This window comes from Xanthomonas sp. NCPPB 3200, assembly GCF_056393585.1.
Map to the genome: position 1 here is coordinate 738,083 of NZ_CM150785.1, position 25,442 is coordinate 763,524.

Annotated in this window: 14 protein-coding genes; 7 read left to right on the top strand and 7 right to left on the bottom strand. The window is 66.6% G+C overall.

All coding sequences use genetic code 11. The annotated features are described in order from the left end of the window. Positions 1-178 precede the first annotated feature (178 nt). Positions 179-874: an AIM24 family protein gene (locus AC06DU_RS03170; protein WP_039523320.1), complete on the bottom strand. Its 696-nt coding sequence runs from the start codon at positions 872-874 to the stop codon at positions 179-181. A gap of 534 nt (positions 875-1,408) precedes the next feature. Here AC06DU_RS03170 and AC06DU_RS03175 point away from each other — a divergent pair. Further along, positions 1,409-2,368 carry an arabinan endo-1,5-alpha-L-arabinosidase gene (locus tag AC06DU_RS03175; protein ID WP_065032145.1) on the top strand — a complete coding sequence of 320 codons (960 nt, stop codon included), beginning with the start codon at positions 1,409-1,411 and terminating at the stop codon, positions 2,366-2,368. Positions 2,369-2,514: 146 nt separating this feature from the next. Here AC06DU_RS03175 and treA read toward each other — a convergent pair whose 3' ends face one another. Both treA and AC06DU_RS03185 read right to left on the bottom strand, forming a co-directional pair. Further along, positions 2,515-4,188, bottom strand: a complete 1,674-nt coding sequence (gene treA, locus AC06DU_RS03180) for an alpha,alpha-trehalase TreA (protein ID WP_478203537.1) — start codon at positions 4,186-4,188, stop codon at positions 2,515-2,517. 400 nt (positions 4,189-4,588) lie between these two features. After that, on the bottom strand, positions 4,589-5,359 hold the full coding sequence (locus AC06DU_RS03185; protein ID WP_478203538.1) for a DUF72 domain-containing protein: 771 nt from the start codon (positions 5,357-5,359) through the stop codon (positions 4,589-4,591). Positions 5,360-5,466: 107 nt separating this feature from the next. Between AC06DU_RS03185 and AC06DU_RS03190 the strand changes: the two genes are divergently transcribed. Both AC06DU_RS03190 and AC06DU_RS03195 read left to right on the top strand, forming a co-directional pair. After that, positions 5,467-6,219, top strand: a complete 753-nt coding sequence (locus AC06DU_RS03190; RefSeq protein WP_039531016.1) for a DNA-formamidopyrimidine glycosylase family protein — start codon at positions 5,467-5,469, stop codon at positions 6,217-6,219. Between the two features lie 280 nt (positions 6,220-6,499). Further along, on the top strand, positions 6,500-7,519 hold the full coding sequence (locus AC06DU_RS03195; protein WP_161961154.1) for a hypothetical protein: 1,020 nt from the start codon (positions 6,500-6,502) through the stop codon (positions 7,517-7,519). Between the two features lie 822 nt (positions 7,520-8,341). Here the strand turns inward: AC06DU_RS03195 and AC06DU_RS03200 are convergent. Next, positions 8,342-9,277, bottom strand: coding sequence for a GAF domain-containing protein (locus tag AC06DU_RS03200; RefSeq protein ID WP_478203540.1), 936 nt, complete (start codon positions 9,275-9,277; stop codon positions 8,342-8,344). Positions 9,278-9,587: 310 nt separating this feature from the next. Beyond that, entirely contained in the window at positions 9,588-12,467 is a 2,880-nt protein-coding gene (locus AC06DU_RS03205) for a M16 family metallopeptidase (protein ID WP_478203541.1), read from the bottom strand. Between the two features lie 102 nt (positions 12,468-12,569). Here AC06DU_RS03205 and AC06DU_RS03210 point away from each other — a divergent pair, with 102 nt between their 5' ends. After that, positions 12,570-15,308, top strand: coding sequence for a PAS domain S-box protein (locus tag AC06DU_RS03210; protein ID WP_478203543.1), 2,739 nt, complete (start codon positions 12,570-12,572; stop codon positions 15,306-15,308). 555 nt (positions 15,309-15,863) lie between these two features. Here AC06DU_RS03210 and AC06DU_RS03215 read toward each other — a convergent pair. Together AC06DU_RS03215 and AC06DU_RS03220 are read right to left on the bottom strand one after the other, a co-directional pair. Beyond that, on the bottom strand, positions 15,864-17,996 hold the full coding sequence (locus tag AC06DU_RS03215; RefSeq protein WP_172454409.1) for a methyl-accepting chemotaxis protein: 2,133 nt from the start codon (positions 17,994-17,996) through the stop codon (positions 15,864-15,866). Between the two features lie 306 nt (positions 17,997-18,302). After that, on the bottom strand, positions 18,303-19,745 hold the full coding sequence (locus AC06DU_RS03220; protein ID WP_478203545.1) for a cellulase family glycosylhydrolase: 1,443 nt from the start codon (positions 19,743-19,745) through the stop codon (positions 18,303-18,305). A gap of 211 nt (positions 19,746-19,956) precedes the next feature. On the opposite strand from AC06DU_RS03220, the gene AC06DU_RS03225 reads away from it, so the two are divergent. The 3 genes from AC06DU_RS03225 (at position 19,957) to AC06DU_RS03235 (ending at position 24,600) form a co-directional block, all read left to right on the top strand. After that, positions 19,957-21,444 (top strand): SulP family inorganic anion transporter, encoded by a 1,488-nt coding sequence (locus tag AC06DU_RS03225; protein WP_478203547.1) that lies wholly within the window; start codon positions 19,957-19,959, stop codon positions 21,442-21,444. A gap of 228 nt (positions 21,445-21,672) precedes the next feature. Then, positions 21,673-22,653 carry a GGDEF domain-containing protein gene (locus tag AC06DU_RS03230; RefSeq protein WP_478203549.1) on the top strand — a complete coding sequence of 327 codons (981 nt, stop codon included), beginning with the start codon at positions 21,673-21,675 and terminating at the stop codon, positions 22,651-22,653. A 318-nt stretch (positions 22,654-22,971) separates the two neighbouring features. Then, complete coding sequence (locus AC06DU_RS03235; protein WP_179465001.1) at positions 22,972-24,600, top strand: M28 family metallopeptidase; 1,629 nt, start codon at positions 22,972-22,974, stop codon at positions 24,598-24,600. The last annotated feature ends 842 nt before the right edge of the window (positions 24,601-25,442 follow it).

Below are 25,442 nucleotides of genomic sequence, written 5' to 3' on the forward strand. Positions count from 1 at the left end.
GCGGCGTTACCGGGACGACGCGGCGTTACCGGAAAGGCCCTCGCGCCCGGGGGCGCTCCTACGGGGTGTCTGGGATGCGCAGCTGTCACTGCGCACTGCGCCGAGACCGGAAAACTGCCCAGCTGCGTAGCGTGCGACCAGGCGAGACGCATTGTTGATTGCTGCCGGGCGGCCTGGATCAGCCCTTGGCCTGGAAGCTGGCTTCCTCGTACGGCTGCACCACCACCCAGCCTTCGCCGGCAAAACGCATCTGCAGGCTTTCGCCCGAGCCACGGCCGAACAGCGTGCCGATCGACACGTCAGTGACCAACTCCGGGGACAGCGTGCCCGACCAGGCCACGGTGGCATTGGGGTCGGTGAACACCGGGCCGCTGGCGGCGGTGACCGGCAAGGTCAGCGGCTCGTAGTGCGAGGTGATCGCCACGATGCCGTGGCCGCTCAGGCGCACATTGAACAGGCCGCCGGACAGCATGCCCGCCACTTTGCGCATCATCGTGATCTTGTGCTCGACGCCGGATTCGAAGGCCAGCACGTCGTTGCCGTTGACGAAGATCGCTTCGCCATTCAAACGCAACAAGGTCACCAGCTTGCCGAGGTCGGCCAGATACACCCGGCCCTGGCCTTCGGCCTTCATCAGCTGCATGCCTTCGCCGCTGACCGCCTTCTTCAGCAGGTTGCCCAGGCCCTGTTCCAGCAGCCCCTCGCGGGTGAACTTGACGTTGCCGGTGCGCGCGACCATGGCGCCAGCCTTGGACCACACCATGCCGTCGAGGCGTACTTCCAGCAAGTGCGGGTTTTCCAGTTCGAACGGATCGGGGCTGACGTCCTTTTCCTTGGAATGGGCGAGAAATTCGTTGAGCGTGCGTACGGCCATGGATCCGTCCTGGAGGGTGAAAGAGTGCGCATGATACGCGGCAGGCTTGTATCTTCGAAGCGTACTGGTGTGCGCGTCGCTGTGCGTCTGCACAGATGGCGCGCCGATGTTGCGGCGCACATGGTGCTCAGTCAGCGCGTCGCGCGCGATGACAGCCACAACCAGGTGCCCATCCATCAAGATCTGTGCGTCGTGGCGAAGTAGTGCTGCAGCTTTTTGCAGCGTCATGGATGCGGGTTGGCATCGACGCACTGCACGGCGATAAAGAGATGACGCCGATACGCCACTGGTGCAGTGACTCTGTGCGCGCCACGTTCCGACGTATGCAATCCCAGCTGCGTTACACAGTTCGGCACGAAGGCACGTCGCAAATAAAACAACCGCTCGGCCTGCACCGTGCTTCTGAGATCGGCGTCGGATTCGTGGCATTGTTGCCGGGCTAGATTGCTCCTACAGAAAACGTCTTTACGTTGTTCAAGGAGTGGGGCGATGCGCGTTGTGGGTGGCAGTCGAGTGGAAGGTGGCAGGTCTGGAATGTCGCTGCGTGGTGGCGCGATCGCGTCGCTGTTGGCCCTGGCCGCTGCTGCCACTGGCTTGCATAGCGCAGCCGCGCAAGCGGCAGTGGGGCCGGGTGTGGTGAGCGGCGACACCATCGTGCACGATCCGTCGATGCTCAAGCTGAGCGATGGGCGTTACTACATCTATGCCACCACCGGCGTGGTCACCAGTACCGACCGCACCAAGTTCAGCAATGCGGGCGCGATCTTCAGCAGCATGCCGAGCTGGGTGCGCAGCTACAACCCGGACAACCAGCTGTGGGCGCCGGATGTGTCCTTCCATGGCGGCAAGTATCTGATGTATTACACCGCCTCCAAGTTCGCCACCAATACCTCGGCGATTGCGCTTGCCAGCAGCAGCACCGGCAAGCCTGGCTCGTGGAAGGATCAAGGCATCGTCTACACCTCCAAGAGCAGCGACGACTACAACGCCATCGACGGCAATCTGGTGGTGGATGGCAATGGCAAATGGTGGTTGGCGTTCGGCTCGTTCTGGTCGGGGATCAAGCTGATCCAGCTCGACCCCGGCACCGGCAAGCAGCTGTCCGGCAACACGACGCGCTACAGCCTGGCGAGCCGGCCGTCCCCGGGCGCGGTGGAGGCGCCTTTCATCCAGCAGGCCAATGGCTGGTACTACCTGTTCGTGTCGTTCGATGCGTGCTGCAAGGGCGCCAGCAGCACCTACAAGATTGCGGTGGGGCGTGCGCGCTCGGTGACCGGGCCGTACCTGGATCGCGCCGGGGTGGATATGCGCAACGGCGGCGGCACGGTGATCCAGTCCGGGTTGGGCAGCATGCATGGGCCGGGCGGGCAATCGGTGTTCCGCGATGGCGACGGCGACATCCTGGTCTACCACTACTACGACGACCGTGGCGACGCGCGCCTGGGCATCAACCGGCTGGGTTATGACGGCAGTGCATGGCCGGTGGTGCAGTAGCAGCAATCAATCGAACACGCTGCTGCGCGCTGCACTGGCGCAGCGATCAGGCGATGTTTGTTGCAGCGATCCGCTGGCGTTGCCGACTGCCAGAACCGCGAGGCTGCCAGCGCCGCCGGGCATGCCCGGCAGCGGCTGGCGCACGCTCAGCGCGTGGCCGCTTCGGGCTTGCGCACGCGTTTGACAGGCGCCGGCTTGGTCGCGGTGTCCGGATACAGGTTCAACAGCATCAAGGTGACGCCGTTGGTCCAGCCGAAGCCGTCCTGCAGCGCGTATTCGCCACCGCCACCGCCGGCCGCATCGGCTTCCAGGCCGTATTTTTCGACCAGCTTGTGCTCGCGCGCGAACAGCGCCTGCACCTGGGTGAGGAAGCGCTCGCCGATGGTGCGCGCCAGCGCGTCTTCGCCGTAACGGCGCAGGCCGTCCACCGCCACCCATTGCAGTGGCGCCCAGCCATTGGGCTCGTCCCACTGCTGGCCGGTCTTCACTGCGGTGGTGGCCAGGCCACCGGGGCGCAGCAGGCGCGCACGCACCGTGCTGGCGGTGCGTCTGGCATGCGCGTCGGTCGCCAGTCCGGCGAACAGCGGATACAGCGCCGCGGCGGTGACCTGGTCGCTGAGCTTGCGGGTCTGCCAGTCGTAGTCGGCGTAGTAACCGGCCGCATTCCACAGGTGCGCATCGATGGCCTGCTTGCGCTGTAGTGCCAGCGCCGCATAGTCCTGCGCGCACTCGGCGCCCGGCTGCGCACAGGCCTGGGCCAGGGTGCGCTCCAGGTGATACAGCAGGCTGTTCAGGTCGATCGGCACGATGGCGGTGGTGCGGATGGTGCGCAGGTTCTGCCCATCGGCCAGCCAGCGGCTGGTGTAGTCCCAGCCGCTCTCGGCGCCGGCGCGCAGGTCGCGGTAGACCTCGGCGGCCGGGCGGTCGCCGGCCTCGGCGGCGGTGCGGGTGTCGTGCAGCCAGGCTTCCGGGCGCGGGGTGTCGCGCTCGTCCCAGTAGCGGTTGAGCAGGCTGCCGTCGGCCAGACGCACCACATGGCGCGCGGCCTGGCCGGGCTGCAGGTCTTCGCTGCCCTGCATCCAGTAGGCGTATTCCTTCCGCAGCTGCGGCAGGTAGCGTTGGTAGACCGCTTCGCCTTCCACGCCGGCCTGCAGTTCCACCATGTAGGAGAAGAACGGCGGCTGCGAGCGGCTGAGGTAGTAGCTGCGATTACCGTTGGGGATATGCCCGTAGGTGTCGATCAGGTAGGCGAAGTTGTCCAGCATCTGGCGGCTGAGCGTGGTCTCGCCGCTCTTCACCAGGCCCAGCATGGTGAAGTAGGAATCCCAGTAATACACCTCGCGGAAGCGCCCGCCCGGCACCACGTACGGATGCGGCAGCGCCAGCAGGCTGCTGTAGGGCGGCACGTGGGTCTGGCTGCGCACCAGCTTGGGCCACAGCTCGTCGATGTGTTCGCGCAGCGCGGTGTCCTGGCGGATCGCGTCGGTCTGCACCGGCGGCGACTCTTCGAAATTGGCATCCACGAACTTGCGCAGGTCAAAGCCGGGGTGATCGTGCTGCGCCAGATAGTCGGCGTTGATCAGCGCCGGGTCGCGCAGCGGCAGGAAGTCGACGAAGTGCTTCTGGTCGTCGAACAGCTCGCCGCTCTGCACCGCCTGGAACAGTTCCGGGTAGGCCAAGTCGGGCGTGGGCGGTGTGGCCGCCGGTGCGTTGACGACCGGAGTGTCCATGGGCGCGGCGGTCAGCGTGCAGGGCGCCACGAACATGCTCAGCGACAGGCCAAGCAGCGACGTGCAGCACGGGGGCGCGGCAGAACTCATGGCATCTCCAGAACGGGCAGTGACGTGCGGCATGGTAAACGACCGAAGTGGCGGGCGGGGCCGGACGACGGTGTCGGCAGGCCGACAGGCTTCGCACGGAGACGACTGGATTCAGCAAGGTGATCCGGCGCGGGGCTGCAGGTGGCTGCGCGGGTTGCGTTGCCGATTCAGGCCTATCGGCCCGGATCGAGGCAGCTTGAGCCGCGTGCGGACCGCGTCGGATTGCCGACATCGCTGCAAGATGCGCGCCACAGCGCGCGGCACTGCCTGTGCACGGCAGCCGGCGTACGTGGGAATGGCCCGCGGCAGTTCGGCCTTGCTCGCCTGACCAATTGCAGCGCCGCGTGGACGCGCCCGGCGGCACGCCGGATAAGGCCAGGTGGCGTGCCGTCCTCGCGCGTCAGCCTCGGCGCGGCCGACCGGTCTGCAACAAACGCTGCAGCTGCAGCGCGTTGGGCACCGCCAGCCCGGCGGCGGTGTTGTCGAAGATCACCCAGCGTTCTGCCTGCGGGTGCGCTGCGTTGCGCACCGCGTCGGCCAGTGTCTGCAGCGCACTGGCGTCGTAGCTGCTGTAGTAGATGCGCGGTGCGCCATGCCAGCGCCAGTACTGCGGGCCGGCTGTCGCACCCGGTGTGGCGGCGTCCGGCACCGGCGCCGGATCGGCGGCGCAGCGTGCGATGCGGTGGCGCGCCAGCAGCGCCTGTGCCTGCGGGAGAAACCAGCTGGCATGGCGCGGTTCGCAGACCACGCCGCCGTCCCAGCGCCGCCGCAGCATGGCGAAAAACCTGGCCGCCACCGGCGCATCGAACACAGCGCTGGGCGGCAGTTGCAGCAGCAGGCAGCCCAGTCGCGTGCCCAGCGCACCGGCCTGGGCCAGGAAGGCATCCAGCAATGCACCGGTACCTTGCAGGCGTGCATCGTGGCTGATGCTGCGCGGCAGCTTGACCGAAAAGCGGAAATCCTCCGGTACGCTGTCGGCCCAGCGTGCGTAGGTACTGGCACGGTGCGGACGATGGAACGAGGAGTTGATCTCCACTGCATCAAAACGTGTGGCATAGCGCTGCAGGACGCTGGCACCATCGCCGAATGCGGCGCGGTCGGCGGCCGGAATCGACCAGCCTGCGCAGCCACAGCGCACGCGCGGCACGGCGATGGACGAACGAGCCTGCATGAGGTGTACGCAAGACGGGTGGGCAGCACTCTATGCATGCGCGCGTGTCAGCGTTGCGTGTGCACTGCGCTCACGGCCGACTCACCGACGACTTCGATACTGGGCGCATGCCAGAAGGTCCTTCCCTTGTCATCCTGCGCGAACAGACCGAAGCGTTTGTCGGCCGCAAGATCCTGCGCGTGTCCGGCAACAGCAAGCAGGACATCGCGCGGCTGGAGCAGCAAAAGGTGCTGGCGTTACGCAGCTGGGGCAAGCACTTCCTGATCGAGTGCGCGCAGTTCAGCGTGCGTATCCACTTTTTGTTGTTCGGCAGTTATCGCATCGACGAGGACAAGCCGAATGCGGTGCCGCGTCTGCGCCTGGAGTTTTCCAAGGGCCAGCGGTTGAATTTCTACGCCTGCTCGGTGCAGTTCATCGAGCGCCCGCTGGACGAGGTCTACGACTGGACCGCAGATGTCATGAACCCGCTTTGGGATGGCGCGCAGGCACGGCGCAAGTTACGCGCGGCACCCGGCATGTTGGCCGCCGATGCGTTGCTGGATCAGACCATCTTTGCCGGCGTCGGCAACATCATCAAGAACGAAGTGCTGCATCGCATCCGCGTGCATCCGGAAAGCACGGTGGGCGCATTGCCGGCACGCAAGCTCGGTGAGCTGGTCGCCCAGGCGCGCGACTATAGCTTCGACTTCTACACCTGGAAAAAGGCCTTCGTGCTGAAGAAGCATTATCAGGTGCATACCAAAACCAGCTGCCCGCGCGACGGCGCGCCGCTGCAGTATCGAAAGCACCTGGGCAAGGCCGGGCGGCGGGCGTTTTTCTGCGAGGTCTGCCAGCGGCTGTACCTCCCGGAGGATGGCTGAGCATGTGCGGCCCTCACCCTGGCCAGTCGGCATCGACCGGATGTAGGGCGAACGTCCGCCGCCACAGCATGCAGGATCCATGCCGCCGGGGCAGGGCAATGCCTGTCGGCAAGCAGCGGGCGTCGGCCGCCACGCTCGCTAATGTGAATGGCGGCTGGCGCCTGCGGCCCAAACAACGAATTTCAAACGCGCGCAAACGCCACGCCCGCTAGATTTGCGCGTCCTGCACCGGGTTCACGGTGCAGCGTGCGCATCTCTCATCTCATCGGTCTCCCGCATTGTGATTACCCGCAGGAAGGAAACGCTTGTCCCGCATGTCGCCGCTGTCGCATGCACGGGCGCCATCCTGTTCTTTCTTGCCTGTCTGTTGCTGTATATGCCACCGCCACGCAACACGGTGCGACACGACGACAGTTTGCAGGTGTATTTCGTGCCGCGCCCGCAGTTGACGCTGCCGGCGCCGGCGCCGGCGACACCGCCGCAGCAACGCGACTCCACACCGCGCGCGGCCCCTGCCGCGGCCTCATCCGCGCGTAGTGCGCCACCGCCGACACGCACCCCACCGCCGCAGCGGCAGGTGGCGGCCGCCAACGCGCCCGCTGGCGAATCGATGGCGGCCCAGCTCTACACCCGCGAAGGCCGCTTGCGCATGCCGCGCGATGCGCAGGTCGACCCGATGGCGCAAGCCGGCGCCGCGGTGCCACCGGGCATGGCCGACGAACGCGCGCAGGCCAAGGCGCGCAACGTGATGGAACGGGTCAATCCGGTGCAATACCAGGACACGCGCTTTGCCAAGGACTGGAAGAGCGACGGCACGCTGGGCGATGTGGCGATGCAGGAAATGAATCGCGGCATGAAGAAGTTCAACGACATGCTCAACGGGCCGCAGACGCAGGTGGCCAAGGCGCGACCACCGCCGGATGTGCGCTTCAACCCCGCGCTGGCGGGCAATCAGGCCGAGATGGGCAGCGAGGCGACCGGCGATGCCTACAAGGCCGCGCCGATCGCGCACGAGACACCGCCCGATCTCAAGGGCGAAGCCAGCCGCCGCATCCGCGAGGCGCTGGCCGCGCTGGAGCAGCGCAGCGCGCGTTGCGATGCGTCCAAACGCAAATCCCTGTTGTCGCCGGTGCGCACGCACCTGGGCGATCTGGAGCGTGCCGAGCACGCCTTGAACAACGGCGCCGACCCGGTGATGGCCGCACAGATGCTGCCGCGCCAGGCCGACAGCGCCTACGATCTGGCCCGTCGCGCGCTGTGGTACGCGGACCGCCAGTTGAAGCAGTGTGCGATCGGGTGAGTGGGGCAGTGGCTGCGGTTGGGTGCAGCTGACCAGCAGTGGCGGGCAAAACCTCTCTAAGGCTGTACCGATGGCGGCAACGTATCGATCACACTCGCAGCGTTGACGTGTGACCGCGACTGAGTCGAGTGCGCAGTGCTCTCACCGCTCGCGGACACGCCGTGAGTCCGTCCATGGAGGCTCCTTGGCGGCATTCATGCGGCCAAGGGTCCCGCAACCGGCAAGGACACCGCATTAGAAAGTTGGTCGGCGGCCAAGTGAAAACCTGGTTGTTGCTCGGCTTGCGATGGAAGATTTTCGGCCGCACGACAATCCGAACAACGCGTAGCAAGCACTGCTCTTGCCGTGCACACCGACCATCCCGACAGGTCCTTGCCCGCCCACCGTCGCGGGACCTTACGCGGCATGGATGCCGCGTAAGAGCGTACACGGACGTACTTGCGGCGTGTCCTGCGATGGTGGGCGGGCAAGGGCCCTGCAGCCAAACCGCAGATCCGCAGCTCTGCACCCGACTCACCCACACCGCTCAATCACCTGGTAGCCGCGCGAAGTGGAAGTGGACGAGCGGCGCTGCGCTTCCCTTCTCCCGGTGGGAGAAGGGAAGCGTCCCGACAGGAATTGAAGAAGTAAGGCAGCTTCGTCCGATATCGGGACTAAAACCCCCTCCCGCCTGGGCGAGAAGGTACGGCTTTCGCGGCAAGTGCGCGTGTGTCTCGGAGCGCCCGCGACGCAAGCGCGGTTGGAGGCGCGCAGCGGGAGTTGTGAGGGCACGTCTATGAAACGGCGGATCAGCCGGCAGCCGGACTGTCGCCCCGCGCTACATCAGGCGCTGAGGCCGTCCTGCGCCAGACTCTGGCGGTAACGGTCTTTCTCGACACTCAGCGCTACTTCCGCGCGCAGGAACACTTGTCCGATCGGCTCGTCGCCACGGGTTGCCTGTGCCTGGCCGATCAGCACCGTCAGCCCTTGCGCGTGCTGCTGCTGGGCGATGTCGCGCAGGCGCTGCAGCTTCTGCTCGGCATTGGGATCGCGCAGTACGGCGATGAATTCGGCGCTGTCGGTCACGCGGTCCACGCTGTCACCGTTGGCTTGCGCCTGCGCGGCCAGGGCTTGGTCGAGCTGTTGCAAGGCGCGACCCAGGAGCCGCTCGCTCTGTTTTTCAGCCAGCGCGGCCAGTTCCTGCACTTCCAGAATCACCAGGTAATAACCGGCATCGGCGGCCGCCGGTGCCACCGGCTGCAGGATCGCCTCGCGCTCGAGCTGCAGCTCGCGCTTGCGCTCGTCCAGCAGGCGCATGGTGACGCGCGCCAGTGCCTGCAGCCCGGTGCGTTGAGTGTCGGTGAGCGTGCGCGGCTCGGTGTCGAGCACACAGACGGTGCCCAACGCCACGCCGTCGGAGGTGACCAGCGGCATGCCGGCATAGAAGCGCGCGCCGGTCTCGCCGGTGACGACCGAGACATCGGCAAAGCGGCTGTCCTGGGTGAGGTCGCGTACTTCCATCAATTGCTCGGGGCTGCGGATGGCGTGATCGCACACGGCCTGGCTGCGATCGGTCTGCTGCATGCCCAGACCGAGCTGGGCCTTGAACCATTGGCGGTCGCGATCGACCAGCGACATCAGTGCGATCGGCGTGTTGCACAACGAGGCCGCCACCTGCACGACGTCCTGGTAAGTGTCCTCGGGCAGGCTGTCGACGATGCGATAGCCGTCCAGGACCTGTTGGCGGGAGGCTTCGTCAGCCGGGGGCATTTGCTTCATCGGGTAAGTCGGACAAGCGCGAGCGAGAAAGAGGCCACGATACCGGCACCATCGATAACGCCGCGTGGATTTGCCATACGCCCGAGCACAGCCTGCAGGGCGGATTCAGATCCACATCCCCGCCGCGCTACGAGGCTAGGGGACATGCAACCGGCGGACTGAAGCGCCGGCGCGAGATTTCAAACCCAAGTGCGATGCCTGCGCATTGCACGCAGGCACCGGCGACTCATACGCGCACGCACCGTTGCGTACGCGGATCTGGCAACGGCGCGGCTCGAAAGCCGCGCCGTCGGTGTGCGACTGACCAGCCTCAGCGCTTGACCGGCTTGCCGTCCACGTCCAGCACCTGCACCTCACCCAGCTTGAGCGCACGCACCGGGGCTTCGATCTTCTTCAGGTCGCCCACGATCACCCAGGTCATCGCGTTGGGCGCGATGATTTCCTTGATGGCCTTCTGCGCGGCCGGCTGGTCGATCGCTTCCAGTCGCGGCTTGAGCGTCTGCACATAATCGTCGGGGCGGTCGAACTGCACGATGCCTTCGATCGCACCCAGCACCGCGCCAGTGGTTTCGAAGCTGCCGGGCAGGGCGCGGATGCGCTGGTTCTTGATCTTCTCGATCTCGTCGGTGGTCAGCGGCTTGTCGCCGATGATCGCGGTGGCTTCCTTGAGGATCTCGTTGGCCGACTCGGCGGTCTTGTCGGTCTGCACCGGCGCGGAGAACATGTACGGCCGCTGGCCCTGCGCATCCAGCATGCGGGTGCCGGCACCGTAGGCCCAGCGCTTGTTCTCGCGCAGGTTCATGTTCAGGCGCGAGGTGAAGGTGCCACCGAAGGCGCCGTTGGCCACGCCGATCGCCAGGTTGTCCGGCGCCTTGGTGGACGGTGCGAGCAGGCCGGCCAGAATCACCGACTGCGGCGCATCCGGGCGGTTGATCAGGTACACGCGCGGCTTGGGCTGCGCGGCGACCTGGACCAGGTTCTTCTTCGGCAACGGCGTGGCAGGCGCCTTCCAGTCACCGAAGGCGGCATCCAGCTGCGGGATGATCTGCGCCAGCGTGGTATCGCCGGCCACCAGGATGCGCAGGTTGTCCGGACGCAGCCACTGGCGGTGGAAGGCCTGCAGGTCCTGGGCGTTGAGGCTCTTGATCGCCGCCTCGGTGCCGCTGCCGGTGAGCGGGATGCCGTAGGGGTGGTTCTGGCCGAACAGCAATGGCGGCAGCGCACGCAGCGCCAGGCTGTTGGGCTGGGTCTTTTCCTGCGCAATGCCGGCCAGCCACTGGCCGCGGATGCGCTCGATGTCGGCAGCCTTGAAGGCCGGGTTGCGCACAATGTCGGAGAACAGCTGCAGCGACGGCTGCAGCTGGTCGTTGAGCGCATCCAGCGAGGCGCTGCAGCTGTCCAGATCGCAGCCGACCGCCGTGATGGCGCCCAGGCGCTGGCGACGCTGCGCCACTTCCACCGAATCCAGCGCGGCGGTGCTCTCGTTCATCAGCGCGGCGCTGAAGCTGGCGGTACCGAGCTTGTTGCCCTGGTCGGCCGCATACCCGGCATCGAACAGCAGTTCCACCTGGGTGACCGGGATGGTGTGGCGCTCGGCCAGGATCACCTCGACGCCGTTCTTCAACTTGCCGCGCTGCAGCTGCGGGAAGCTCAGGTCGGGGAACTGGCTGGTCTGCGGCACGCCCTTGCTGCGGTCCAGCGTGGAGGCGGTGGTTTTGTATTTGCCAGCGGCCGGCAGCCTGGGCGCCGGCTTGCCGGGTTCTTCGCCACGCGCGACCACCACCTTGTCTTCGGCGGCGGGGTCGAAGTCCTTGCCGGCCGGCAGCACGGTGAGCAGATAGTCGCCCTTGCCGAACCAGGTGGCCGCGGTCTGCTTGACGCTGTCCACGGTGGCGGCCTGGCCGCGCTGCAGATCCTGCTTGTAGGCGCCCGGGTCGCCGCGGTAGACCTGGCCCTCGGCCAGGATCACCGCCTTGCCACCGAAGCCGCCGACCTTTTCCAGCCCGCGCACGAAGCCGGCGCGGTAGGCCACCTGCGCGCGCTGCAGCTCGTCGGCGGTCGGGCCCTGGGCAATGAACTTCTTGAGCTCCTCGTCGATGATCGCCTCGACCTTGGCCGGGTCCACGCCGTCCTTCACGTCGGCCTGGATCTGCACCTGGCTGGACAGCGCGAACGGCTGGATCGCCGCCGACACGTCATCGACCAGATTGTCCTGGTAGACCAGGCGCTGATACAGCCGCGAGGTCTTGCCGCCGCCGAGCACGGTGGTGGCCAGGTCCAGCTGGATCGCCGCATCGCTGCCCAGCTGCGGCGCAACCCATGTGCGGTAGATGCGCGGCTGCGAGACGTGATCGTGCTGCACGCCACGCTTCTGCGCGGCCAGCGGGGTCACCCACGGCTGCTGGCGCGCCACCGGCTTGCCAGACGGGATGTCGCCGAAATACTGCAGCGCCTTGGCACGCGCCTGCGCCACGGTGATGTCGCCGGCCAGCACCAGGGTGGTGTTGGCGGCGCCGTAGTTGTCGTTGAACCACTGTTTGACGTCGGCCAGCGAGGCCGCGTCCAGATCTTCCATCGAGCCGATGGTGTCGTGCTGGTACGGGTGGTTGGCCGGGAACAGGTTGGACAGGATGTTCTGGTCCACGCGGCCGTAGGGGCGGTTCTCGCCCTGGCGCTTCTCGTTCTGTACCACGCCGCGCTGGGTGTCGAGCTCTTCCTGGCCGATCGCGCCGAGCAGGTGACCCATGCGGTCCGATTCCAGCCACAGCGCGGTGTCCAGCGCGGTGGTCGGCACGGTCTCGAAATAATTGGTGCGGTCGAACCAGGTGGTGCCGTTCATGTCGGTGGTGCCGACCTTTTCCAGCGGCGCGAAGAAGCTGCCCTTGTTGTTCTCCGAGCCGGAGAACATCAGGTGCTCGAACAGGTGCGCAAAGCCGGTCTTGCCGGCCGGCTCGTCCCCGGAGCCGATGTGGTACCAGATGCTTACCGCCACCACCGGCGCCTTGTGGTCTTCGTGCACCACCACGGTCAGGCCGTTGGGCAGGGTGAAGCGGGTGTAGCCGATCTCGGGAATGGCACTGCTGGCCGCGGGCTTGGACAGGCTGGCCGGGGCGGCAGCGACGGCGGGAGCAACGGTACCGGCAGCGACGCCGAGCACACCGGCGATCAACAGGGACAGCGGACGCAGCATGTGACACTCCAGAGCAGGACAATCGGCCGAGGGTAGTGGCTGCCCGGCAGTGTCGCAAATGCTGTCCGGCAGGGGGGCAGGTGCGGCCACCGGCGGGGCGGCGTGCGACGGGACGCCCGGGCCGGCGCGGGTGGGGGTGCGGCAACCACCGGCCCGCCAGCAGGCCCGGCGCACGCGCTCAAGTTGATCATCGCCTCGCCGTTACCTGGGGCGACCTACCTTGCCCAGACGTTGCCCGCCGATCACGCCATGACCGTCCTGTTGCCGCCCGTACCCATTCCCGCCGACGACGCCCTGCGCGTGGAGGCGGTGCGTCGGTTGGGGGTGCTGGATACCGAGCCGGAGGCCGAATTCGACGATATCGCCTGGCTGGCGGCCCACATCACCGGCGCCCCGATGGCGCTGGTGTCGCTGCTGGACGCCGACCGCCAGTGGTTCAAGGCGCGTTGTGGCACCGATCTGGAAGGTACCCCGCGCGCGATGTCGTTCTGTTCCTACACGGTGATGGGGACCGAGCTGCTGGAAGTGCCCGATGCGGCGGCCGATCCGCGCTTCGCGCGTAACCCGCTGGTCACTGCCGCGCCAGGGGTGCGCTCGTATGCGGGCGTGCCGCTGGTCGGCCGTGAGGGCTATGCCTACGGCACCTTGTGCACGCTCAGCACCCAATCGCGGCTGCTCGACGAAAACCAGAAGCAAGGCCTGATCCGCCTGGCGCGGCAGGCCGTCGGTCAACTGGAGGCGCGTCGCGACCGGTTGGCTGCGCAGGCGCAGCGGCAGACCCTGAGCCGTTTGCTGGAAGCCATGCCCGACGGCGTGGTGTCCTGCGACAGCGACGGGCTGCTGCATGAGTTCAACCACGCCGCACGGCAATGGCACGGCACCGATCCGCGCCTGTTGCCGCCGACGCAATGGGCCCAGCACTTCGATCTCTATAACGCCGACGGCAGTGCGCTGCTGCCCACCGACGCCATCCCGCTGGTGCGCGCCTGGGCCGGCGAGCACGTGCGCAATGCCGAGATGGTGATCCGCGCCACCGGCCAGCCGGCACGCAGCGTGCTGTGCAATGCCGACCCGGTGGTCAGCGACCAGGGCGCGGCATTGGGTGCGGTATGCGTGATGCACGACATCACCCAGTTGCGCGATGCCTCGGCTGCGCTGGCGGGCGAGCGCGCACGTCTGCAGTCGCTGGTGGACGCCTCGCAGGATGTGGCGATCATCGCGTTCGATCCGAACGGGCGCATCGAATTGTTCAACCCCGGCGCCGAGCGCCTGCTGGGCTACGCGGCCGACGAGGTGTTGGGCCGCTGCCCGGCGCAGTTCCACCTGCCGGCCGAGCTGGAGCGGCACATGGCCACGCTGGCGTTGTCGCCGCCGTCGTACATCAAGCTGGCCGCCGCCGCTGCAGGCGACTTGCTCGAAGAAGAAATCTGGACCCTGGTGCGCAAGGACGGCGGACTGCGGCGCGTCCGGCTGTGCTTCAACATCATCCACGACGCGCAGCAGGGACTGTCCGGCTATCTGGCAATGGCCATCGACGTCACCGCCGAGCTGCAGGCGCAGGCCGCCGCGCAGCTGGCGGCCGAGCACTTCCGCGGTGCGTTCGAAACCGCCCCGCAGGGCATGGCGATCGTCTCGCTGGATGGCGACTGGCGCGACGTCAACCCGTCGCTGTGCAGCATCCTGGGATATCCGCGCGAGCAGCTGTTGCGCACCACCTTCCAGACCATCACTCACCCCGACGATCTGGACATGGACCTGCGCCTGGTGCAGGAACTGATCGACGGCAAGCGCGACAATTACAGCCTGGCCAAGCGCTACATCAGCCAGCAGGGCGCGGTGATCTGGGCGCAGCTGTCGGTGTCGCTGGTGCGCGACAGCAGCGGCGCGCCGGTGCATTTTGTCTCGCAGATCCAGGACGTCACCGAACGCCATGTCGCCGCCGAGCGCCTGGCCGAAAGCGAAGCGCGGCTGCGTGCGATCAGCGATGCCACCCCCACCCTGGTGGGACATTACGATGCCGCGCAGCGCTGCCTGTTCGCCAACCAGGCGCATCGCGACTGGCTCGGCGTGGAGCCGGCCAGTCTGGTCGGCTGCGCGATCACCCAGGTACTGGGCGAGGAGCTCGGTGCGGAGGCGCGCGCTGCGCTGGCGCAGGTGAGCGCCGGGCAGCGGGCCCACTTCGAACACGTTCTGCGTGGTGGCGCGACACCGCGCGATGTGGAAATCACCCTGGTGCCGGAAATGCAGGGCGCAGCGGCGCAGGCGCAGGGATTCTTCCTGATGGCGCAGGATGTCACCGCGCACAAGACCCTGCATCGGCTGATGCACGAGCGTGCGACCCGCGACGCCCTGACCGGCCTGCCCAATCGCCACGCCTGGTCCGAGGCGCTGCAGGTTGCGGTGACCCAGGCGCAACAGCGGCAGTGCGCGGTCGCGGTGATGTTCCTGGATCTGGACGGCTTCAAACGCATCAACGATGTCCACGGCCACCGCGCCGGCGACGCAGTGCTGGTCGCCTTCGGCCGCTGCCTGCAGCAGGCGGCCGAAGGCCACTATCTGGTGGCACGCCTGGCCGGCGACGAATTCGTGGTGCTGCTGGACAACCTGCAGGATCCGCAGACCGAATGCGCCGCCGTGGCAGACCGGATCCGCGCCGCATCGGCGGCGGGCGCCATGTTCGGTGAGCAACATCTGCCGATCCGGTCCAGCATCGGCGTCGCCTGGCAACACGGCCAGCAGGCCGACGCTGCCAGCCTGATGCACGCGGCAGACGAAGCGATGTACGCCGTCAAACGCGCCCGCCACGGCAGTGCCACCGCCGGACGCGACGCCGCGCGCTGACGCAGCGCATGCAGCAACACACACTTCTCCAACAGCAGAAGGTGCCCGCAGGGCGGGTGAGGGTACGGCCTACCCATAAAACCGCGTCAATCGCATCGATGATGTTCACTACCGGCGATGTTGAGGCCCATTATCGCGGCCGTCTGGAGAGGTGATGCAGGGGATGGATGCATGGATTGCAGAGCGATGATCTGCGGCTTGGCTGCAAGGCCCTTGCCCGCCTACCATCGCAGGACACGCCGCAAGTACGTCCTTGTAGGCTCTTACGCGGCATCCATGCCGCGTAAGGTCCCGCGACGGTAGGCGCGCAAGGACCCATCGAGATGGTCGGTGTGCATGATTGTGAGCCGTGCACGTTGCACGGCGGTCTGCTGATCTGCGGTCTGGTCAGCTTCTTTTGATCCGATGACGCGCTTGTTCTGGTGCAGATGCGGCTTTCGGGCACGCTTACCCGAATCCCCGCTCCGCGCCCCAGCCCGCGGTTGCGTCACGCGCGCCAGTGGCGCGCATGCCGTGCCTTCGCGCTCGCAGGGAGATGCGCTCTACATCCCTCCATCAAGCCGCCTGCACCACCGAGCGCCGTTGCGTCAGTGCAGCCTGCTGCGGCACCAACCGGAACACTGCCACTGCGCGGGTCAGATCCGCCGCCTGGTCTTCCATGCTGCGTGCCGCAGCGGTGGCTTCTTCCACCAGCGCTGCGTTCTGCTGGGTCATTTCATCCAGCTGCATCACCGTGGTGCTGACCTGCTCGATACCGGCGCTTTGCTCGGTACTGGCGGCGGTGATCTCGGCCATGATGTCGGTCACCCGCTGCACCGAGCTGACCACCTCGGTCATCGTGCTGCCGGCCTGTTGCACCAGGTCCGAGCCCTGCGCCACTTTTTCCACCGAATCGGAGATCAGCTGCTTGATCTCCTTGGCCGCGCCGGCCGAACGCTGCGCCAGCGCGCGCACTTCGGTGGCTACCACCGCAAATCCGCGGCCCTGCTCGCCGGCGCGTGCCGCTTCCACCGCCGCGTTCAAGGCCAGGATGTTGGTCTGGAACGCGATGCCGTCGATCACTCCGATGATGTCGGAAATCCGTGCCGACGATTGCGTGATTGCCTGCATGGTGCTGACCACTTCCTGCACCACGCGGCCGCCGCTTTCGGCCACTTCGCCGGTGCCCTTGACCAGCTGATTGGCCTGGCGCGCGTTGTCGGCGTTCTGGCGCACGGTGGAGGTGAGTTCTTCCATCGACGCGGCGGTTTCTTCCAGGTTCGCCGCCTGGTGCTCGGTGCGTGTGGACAGGTCGGCATTGCCGCTGGCGATCTCGCCGGCGGCGGTGTTGATCATCTCGGCCGAGTGCTGGATGCCCTGCACGATGGTGGTCAGCTGGATCGCCGTACGGTTGGCCGCATTGGCCAGGCGGCCGAATGCGCCCTCGTAATGCGATTCCACCCGCTGCGACAGATCGCCATCGGCAATCGCGGCCATGATGCGGCCGACATCGTCCAGGCCTGCATCGGCCTGCTGCATCAGGCGGTTCAATGCCTGCACCATTTCGGCAAATGCGAACTGGTAGCGCGCCTGCTCGCCACGTGCGGAGAAATCGCCGCGCGCGGCCGCGTCGGCCAGGCGTGCGATATCGCTGTTGATTGCCGACAGGTTGCTCTTCACCGTGTCCAGCGCTTCGTGCAGCGCCGCGCGCTGGCCGGGCAGGCGACGCATGTCGCGGCGCAGATCGCCGCGGCCGTACTCGCCCATCAGGTCCATCGCCTCGTTGATGGCATCCAGATGCTCGAACACCACCGTGTTCACGCCATGCGCCAGGGTGCCGTAATCGCCAGGGAAATCCTCCGGAATGCGGTGCGCGATGTTCTCGCCCTGCTGCAGGCGGATCATGGTCTGCATTTCGCCGTTGAAGCGCTGCAACTGGGTCTGCATCTGCTGCATGCTGTGCATCAGCTGGCCGGTTTCGTCGCGCGATTCAACCCGGATATCGTTGTCGAAGCGGCCCGAGGCGATCGCCTCTGCGGTACGCGATGCTGCCCGCAGCGGTGCCGCCATCGCCGAGGCGATCAACCAGCACAGGCCGATCACCATCGCCACCAAGGCGCCGCCGATCAGGGTCAGGGTGCGGGTGAAGCCCCAGGCCTGCACCTGGATGTCCTCGGCGTACACGCCCATCACCAATACCCAGTTCCAGGCCGGAAAGGTCTTGGCATAGCTGATCTTGGGCAGCTGCTCCTGCTTGCCCGGCTTGGGCGCGTTGTAATAACTGAAGCCGTTGCCGCGCTCGATCGCCGTCTTGATGTCGCGATAGACGTACTGCCCGGCATCGCTCTTGTAGTCGCTCATGTCGGTGCCGACGGCGCGCTTGGGATGCATCAGGATGCGCATCTGCGGGTCGACGATGAAGAAGTAATCCACCCCGTCGTTGGTGCGCATGTCGGCCAGCGTGGTGCGTGCAGCTTCCTTGGCCTGCTCGACCGTCAGTTCGCCGGCCTTGGCCTTGTCTGCATAGTGCTGCATCACGGTCAGGCCCATCTCCACCTCGGTCTTGACGCTGAGCTTGCGCGCCTCGATCAGGTCCAGGTATTGCAAGCGGGCCGCAGCCACTGCCAGCAGGATCACGCCCACCGTCAACAAGCTGCACAACAGCACGAACTTGCGGGTGAGCGGGAGATTGGCAACGTGACGACGCAACAGGGAGACAACAGGCATGGGACGGCATCCAGAACGCGCGCAGGGCGCTATGTCATGAATAGCGGCTGATTCACATGCGGGTTGAATGCTAATTGCGGCAGCGTCCGCTTTCGGCAGCTGCAATGTAGGAGCGCCCCCGGGCGCGATGGGGCGTTATCGATAACGCTTCATCGCGCCCGGGGGCGCTCCTACAAGGTCATGGGCATCGATCCAGCGATCGATGGGTGACGCGACATTGGTGACTTGCAGACTGTCGGCAGCTTGCAAGGTAATGGCGGACACGCACTGCGTGCCCGCCTTATTGCATCAGCCTGCCGCGCAGAAGCCGAATTCGGCCGTCGCACCGGCGGCCAGGGTGCGGTTGAAGTCCACCCCGCTGGCCTTGAGCGTGCTGCCGCTCTGCGACCAGGTGACGTTCCAGGCGTTGTTGACGGTGCCGGTGACAGGCAGCGAGATCGCCCAGGTGCCGCTGGCGGTGCCGGTGTTGGTGACCTGCACGCGGTTGCAGTAGCCACCGTTCCACTGGCTGTCCACGCTCACCTTGGTGCTGAAGCTGCCGCTGGGTGTCGGTGTCGGTGTCGGTGTCGGTGTTGGCGTGGGAGTCGGAGTGGGAGTAGGCGTCGGCGTGGTGCTGCTCACCGTGCCCCACAGCGTCCGCAGCAGCGCCATCTTGTCATCGCGCACGCTGGTCCAGTCGTCGCGCAGGATGCCGCCAGTGTCGCCACTGTTGGGATTCCACGACCAGTAGAAGCCCTCGTTGATGCCCTTGCTGCGCAGGTACTTCACCAGCGCGTCCTGCCAGACCTTGTCGCGTGCGTCGCCTTCGCCGTACTTGCCGCCGAATTCGCCCAGCAGCAGCGCATACGTGCCGGCGAACTGGCCGAAGTGGCGGTCCCAGATCGCCGGCATGTTGTTGGGGAAGTTGCTGTCGTTGAAGTACGCCTGCGCGTACACGTCCGGCCCGTAGACATGCGGTGCCAGCAGCAGCCGGTTGGCCGGAATGTTCAGCGGGGTGCAGGCCAGCGGCTGCAGGTTGCCGCCCCAGAAGATGCCGCCGTTGGTCGAGCAGACCGGATTGTCGGTGATGCCTTCCACCGCGATGATCCACTTCGGCGCCACCGCCAGCACCGCGGCCGAACCGCGCTCGGCGGCCTTGTTCCAGTCGGTGGCCGCGTTGCCGGTGCCCCAGGTGGCGGCACCGTGCGGCTCGTTCTTCAGGTCCAGGCCGATCACGCTGGGCACGTTCTTGTAGCGGTTGGCGACAAAGCGCAGATCGTCCAGCCACTGTGCTTCGGAATACGAGCCGGTGTACCAAAGCTCGGAGATGGCGGCGCAATCGGGGGTGTGGTGATCCAGCAGCACATACATGCCGCGCGCGTTGAATTCGTTGATCACCTTGTCCAGGATCTGCAGCGAGCTCAGGCCCTGCAGATCGGCATTGAGGCTGTAATCGATGCTGGTCGGCATCGTGCTGCTGCGCAGGGTGGCCGGGCAGAACGGCAGACGCACGGCGTTGAAGCCCAGGTCCTGCATCTGGTTGATCATGTCCTTCCAGTTGCGTGCCCACAGACCGTGCATGACATGGTTGCCGGTCTCGAAGCCGAACACGTTGACGCCCTTGAGCTGCACCACCTTGCCGCTGTCGTCGACAATCTTGTTGTTGCTGATGGAGTAGCTGAAGGCCGGTGCGGCGGCGAGCGCCAGCGCGGTGGCCAGTGCGAGCGTACTGGCAGTCCTGAAGATGGACATGGTGGTCTCCCTAGCGAACCCGGCTCGACACCCGAACCCGGTGAGGGGGGCATCTTGGTCCGCGGCCGCATCGTTTGGCGTGATCCGGACCACAGAAAGGCGCATTGCCGCACCGGTCACACGCAGGCTGCGGGCCGGGTCGCTTTCGCGCACACTATCGCCGCTGTCGCCTGTCCGCAGGCTGTCCTTTCTGTCCCCGGAGTGTCTTCCAATGTCCTTTCTGCGTGCCGAACTGGCGCAATGGCGCGCCTCGCCTGCGCGCGAACTGATGGCCGGTGCGGTCGCTACCTTTGCGCTGATTCCCGAAGTGATCGCCTTTGCGTTCGTGGCCGGCGTCGACCCGCAAGTGGGGCTGTTCGCGTCGTTCGTGATCGGGATTGTCATCGCGTTCTTCGGCGGCCGCCCAGCGATGATTTCCGCTGCGGCCGGGTCGGTGGCCCTGGTGGCCGCACCGCTGGTGGCCGCACACGGCTTGCCCTATCTGCTGGCGGCCGGGCTGCTGGCCGGTGCGGTGCAGATCCTGTTCGGTCTGTTGCGGCTGGGCGTGCTGATGCGTTTTGTCAGCAGCTCGGTGCGCACCGGCTTCGTCAACGCGCTGGCGGTGCTGATCTTCGCCGCGCAGCTGCCGCATCTGCAGCACGCCAACCTGGCCACCTGGGGCATGTTGGCGTTGGGCCTGCTCATCATCTACGGCCTGCCGCGGCTGCCGTTGCCGGGCGTGTCGGCAATCCCTTCGCCGCTGCTGTGCATCCTGGTGCTGACGGGGCTGGGCTCAGCGTTGCACCTGCCACTGGAGACGGTGGCCGACCTGGGCAAGCTGCCCAACGCGCTGCCGGTCCTGCAATGGCCGGCGGTGCCGCTGACGCTGGAGACCTTGCGCATCATCGCCCTGCCGGCGCTGGCCATCGCGATGGTGGGGCTGCTCGAATCGCTGATGACCGCACGCGTGGTCGACGAACTCACCGACACCCCGAGCAACAAGAACCGCGAGTGCACCGGGCTGGGTCTGGCCAACACCGCGGCCAGCCTGTTCGGCGGCATTGCCGGCTGCGGCATGATCGGACAGACCGTGGGCAACGTGAAATACGGCGGGCGGGGCCGTCTCTCCACCCTGTTCGCCGGGGTGTTCCTGCTGATCCTGATGGTGCTGCTCAAGCCGTGGGTCTCGCAGGTGCCGGTGATCGCGCTGGTGGCGATCATGGTGATGGTCTCGGCCGAGACCTTCGACTGGCGTTCGCTGCGCACCGTGGTCACCCATCCGCGCACCTCCAGCGTGGTGATGCTGGCCACCGTGGCGGTGACCCTGGTCACCCGCAACCTGGCCGCCGGGGTGGCGGTGGGCGTGGTATTGAGCGGGGTGTTCTTCACCTTCAAGGTGGCCGGGCTGCTGCAGATCACGCACAGCGACGGCGACGACGGCGTGCGTACCTACCACGTGCGCGGGCAGGTGTTCTTCGCCTCGGCCGACGTGTTCATCGACGCCTTCGACGCGCGCCAGGTGCCCGGCCGCGCAGTGGTGATCGACGTCGGCCGCGCGCATTTCTGGGACATCACCGCGGTGGCGGCGCTGGACAAAGTGGTGCAGCGGCTGCGTCATCACGCGCTGGACGTCCAGGTCAAAGGGCTGAATGCCGGCAGCCGGCGTCTGATGCAGGCGCACGCGCTGGGCGACGATGCGCTGGAGTCCGCACTGCCGTAAGCGCGCTGGTGCGCCGGCCGGTCGTGCGCCTGCACATCCGTGTACGCCGGCTGGCCGTGCGCTGCGCCGGCCGGCGGGCGGACTCAAGTTCGCGCGTTCAGCGCCGATGAACCGGCATCGAGACTGCCGGTGACCCGTCGTGATGCCAGTGCGTTCCAGCCCGAGAGGTGTGCCCGCGTGCCGTGACCGGCGCTGCGGGCCTGCGTCTGCCCGCGGGATGGTGCGGCAATGACCACGGCACCGTTGCTGGAACGCATGGTGGACCTGACCGCCATCCGCGATGCCGATCTACTCGACCTCAGCCTGTTGCGCACCATGCGCGAGGTCTGCGCGTCCGAGGAATTGTCGTTGCTGCGCATCGCGCCGGATGGCCGCACCATGGCCGAAACGCGGCTGCGCGAGGATGGCCGGCTGTCGCTGACGGTGGCCGATATCCACGACGCGCAGATGCGCGCGCAACTGGCCGACCTGCATGGGCCGGGCGATGTGGTGCAGTTGCAGCAGGACGGCCGCGCGCTGCTGGTGTACCCGATGATGGAGGCACGCGGCATCCGCACCTGCCTGCGCGTGGGCGGTTCGCGCGCACCCGGCGCTGCCGAACAGGTGATGCTGCAGGGCTTTGCGCGTTTTTTCCAGAATTACCGCAGCCTGCTCGACGATGCCCAGCGCGATGCGTTGACCGGCCTGCGCAACCGCAAGACCTTCGACGATGTGATCCTGCGCCTGTTCGCCGGTGGTGCGGACGCGGCGGCCAGCGAAGGCGTGTGGCTGGGGATCGTCGACATCGATCACTTCAAGCGCGTCAACGACAGCTTCGGCCACCTGTACGGCGACGAGGTGCTGTTGCTGGTTGCGCAGTTGATGCAGCGCTGCTTCCGCCAGGACGATCTGCTGTTCCGCTTCGGCGGCGAGGAGTTCGTGATCGTGTTGCGCGGCGTGGACCGCGACCTCGCGGTGAGTCTGTTCGAGCGCTTCCGTATGGCGGTGGCCGAGCAGGTGTTTCCGCAGGTCGGCAAGGTCACGCTCAGTACCGGCATCGTCGAGCTCACCGACGGACAGTTGATCAGCCAGCTGCTCGACGAGGCCGACAAGGCGCTGTACTGGGCGAAGCAGCACGGCCGCAATCGCACCGAGGTGTACGCCGAACTGGTGGCCAGCGGAAGGATGCAGCAGGTCACCCAGCAGGTCGGCAGCGTCGACCTGTTCTGAGCGACAGTGGCGTTCGGCGGCGGCGCTGCGGCATAGACCGCCGCAGCCTTTAGCTGTTTGACGGCATCCAGCGCCGTGAGGCGCAAAGTGGATGCCGTGCCAGGTGGCAGCGCGATGTGCTGCGCCGCGCCGCATCGCTGGCTGGCCCTATCGATCAATGCTGCGTCGCTGCCGATGCATGTCGTCAGCGCGACGGCATGCATCGCTCGCCGCCGTGCACACCCGATCGAACGCCGCAGTAGCTACACTCCAGGGCTGTTCGGACACTACCTGGGTGCTGCAGTGAAGCGAGTTGTTACCAAACGCGTTGCAATGGGAATGCTGGCGATGGCGGTCTCGACCGCACTGATGGCGGCGACGCCGAGCTTCGATGGCGCGCGCATCTCGCGCGACGTCAAGGAGCTGTCCTCCGATGCCTATGAAGGCCGTGGCCCGGCCACCGCCGGCGAGGAAAAGACCATTGCCTACCTGAGCAAGCAGTTCGCCGACGCCGGCCTGCAGCCGGGCGGCGATCTGACCGACGGCAAGCGCGCCTGGACCCAGGCGGTGCCGCTGCGCCGCGCCGATATCGTCGGCACGCCGACCATCGCCCTGCAGCACGCCGGCAAGCCGCAGGCGCTGACCCAGGGCAAGCAGATCGCCATCCGCGCCGCGCTGGATGGCTCGTCCAAGGTCGACATCGCCAACGCACCGCTGGTGTTCGTCGGCTACGGCGTCAAGGCGCCCGAGCGTGACTGGGACGACTTCAAGGGCGTGGACCTGAAGGGCAAGATCGCGGTGGTGCTGATCAACGATCCGGATTTCGAAACCGGCAAGGGCGCCTTCGACGGTGCCGGCATGACCTACTACGGCCGCTGGACCTACAAGTACGAAGAAGGCGCCCGCCAGGGCGCGCTGGGCGTTCTGGTGGTGCACGAAACCGCGCCCGCCTCCTATGGCTGGGACACCGTGGCCAGCTCCAACACCAACACCATGTTCGACGTGGTGCGCGACAACCCGCGCGCCGCGCATCCCACCCTGGAAGGCTGGATCCAGCGCGATCTGGCCGCCGACCTGTTCAAGCAGGCCGGGCTGGATTTCGACACCTTGAAGAAGCAGGCGCAGACGCGTGGCTTCAAGCCGGTGGAACTCAAGGGCCAGGGGCTGAGCGCCAGCTACCAGGTCAAATCCGACGTGATCACCTCGCACAACGTGGTCGCACGGCTGCCAGGCAGCACGCATCCGGATGAAACGCTGATCTACAGCGCGCATTGGGACCACATCGGCGTCGGCAAGCCGGACGCACGCGGTGACACCATCTTCAACGGCGCGCTGGACAACGCCAGTGGCACCGCCGCACTGCTGGAGCTGGCGCGCGGCTTTGCCGCCGGCCCCAAGCCGCAGCGCTCGGTGGTGTTCCTGGCGGTCACCGCCGAAGAAAAGGGCCTACTGGGCTCGGAGTTCTACGCCTCCAAGCCGCTGTACCCGCTGGACACCACCGTGGCGGTGATCAACATGGACGGCATGAGCCCGTTCGTACCATCGCGCGATTTCGGCATCTACGGCACCGCAAAACTCGAATTGCTCGATCAGCTCAAGACCGTCGCCGGCCAGTGGAAGCTGCGCTACACGCCCGATCCCAAGCCGCAGGCGGGGTACTTCTTCCGCTCGGACCATTTCTCCTTCGCCAAGCGTGGCGTGCCGGCGCTGTCCTACGCGGCCGGGCAGGATTGGGAAGTGGGCGGCGTGGCCGCGGGCAAGGCCGCCTCCGACGACTACACCGCCAAGCGCTATCACCAGCAGGGCGACGAGTGGAAGCCGGACTGGACCTTCGCCGGTGCGGCGCGCGATCTGGGCGTGCTGTACGCGCTGGGCCAGCAGCTGGCCGATTCGCGCCAGTGGCCGAACTGGAGCAACGATTCGGAGTTTCGCGCCACCCGCGACGCCAGCGAGGCTGCGCGCAAGTAACACCGGCCGCTATGGCGGCAGCGCTTCCGTCAGGTGGCGCTGCTGTTGTTCGATGCGGCATGTGCGATGTGCGCATGTGCCGCCTCCGGACAGGGAGGGCGCCAGAGCGGCTGATCTGGCGCCTGGCTGCAGGGCCCTTGCCGCCCACCATCGCAGGACACGCCGCAAGTACGTCCGTGTAGGCTCTTACGCGGCATCCATGCCGCGTAAGGTCCCGCGACGGTGGGCGGGCAAGGACCACCGGAGATGGTCGGTGGGCATGGTGCAAGCAAGGCACGATGCATTTAACGATGCGGCTCAACGCCGATGTCCATTGCTTGACCAACAGCTTTCACTTGGCCACCGACCAACTCCCTGGCGCGGTGTCCTTGCCGGCGATCACAGGCGCAGACGCAGCCTTCATGCACTGCGCCGACGTGGGCCAGGCCCGACATCGCTTATTCCGATACACCATGACGCGCGGCAGAATGCCTCAGATTCGCTCAGTTCCATTGAGGTGATCGCGCGCGCCGGAAGGCTGGCGCTGCAACCGATTGCAGTTCCTGGCACATCACTTGCAGTTGTTCTGACATGGCAGTGCGGTTTGCCGCCCGTGACAGCACGCGCGCCAGACTGCAATCTGTTGGGGTAGCGTTCGGTCGCTGCGGCGTAGTCTGCCGCGCGGTCCTCGTCGGGTGGGGCGAAGACTGCAGCGCGGCCTTCGTTTCCTTTAACGGTCGATTCTTTAAGATGAGCCGCGACGTCATCGTCGCAGCCAGGAGAGCTTGTGCATCGGAGTGGTCTTAGAGCTGCTGATTCTGCGACGTGGTCCCGCACTGCCGGGCTCGCCCGCACTGCGGTGC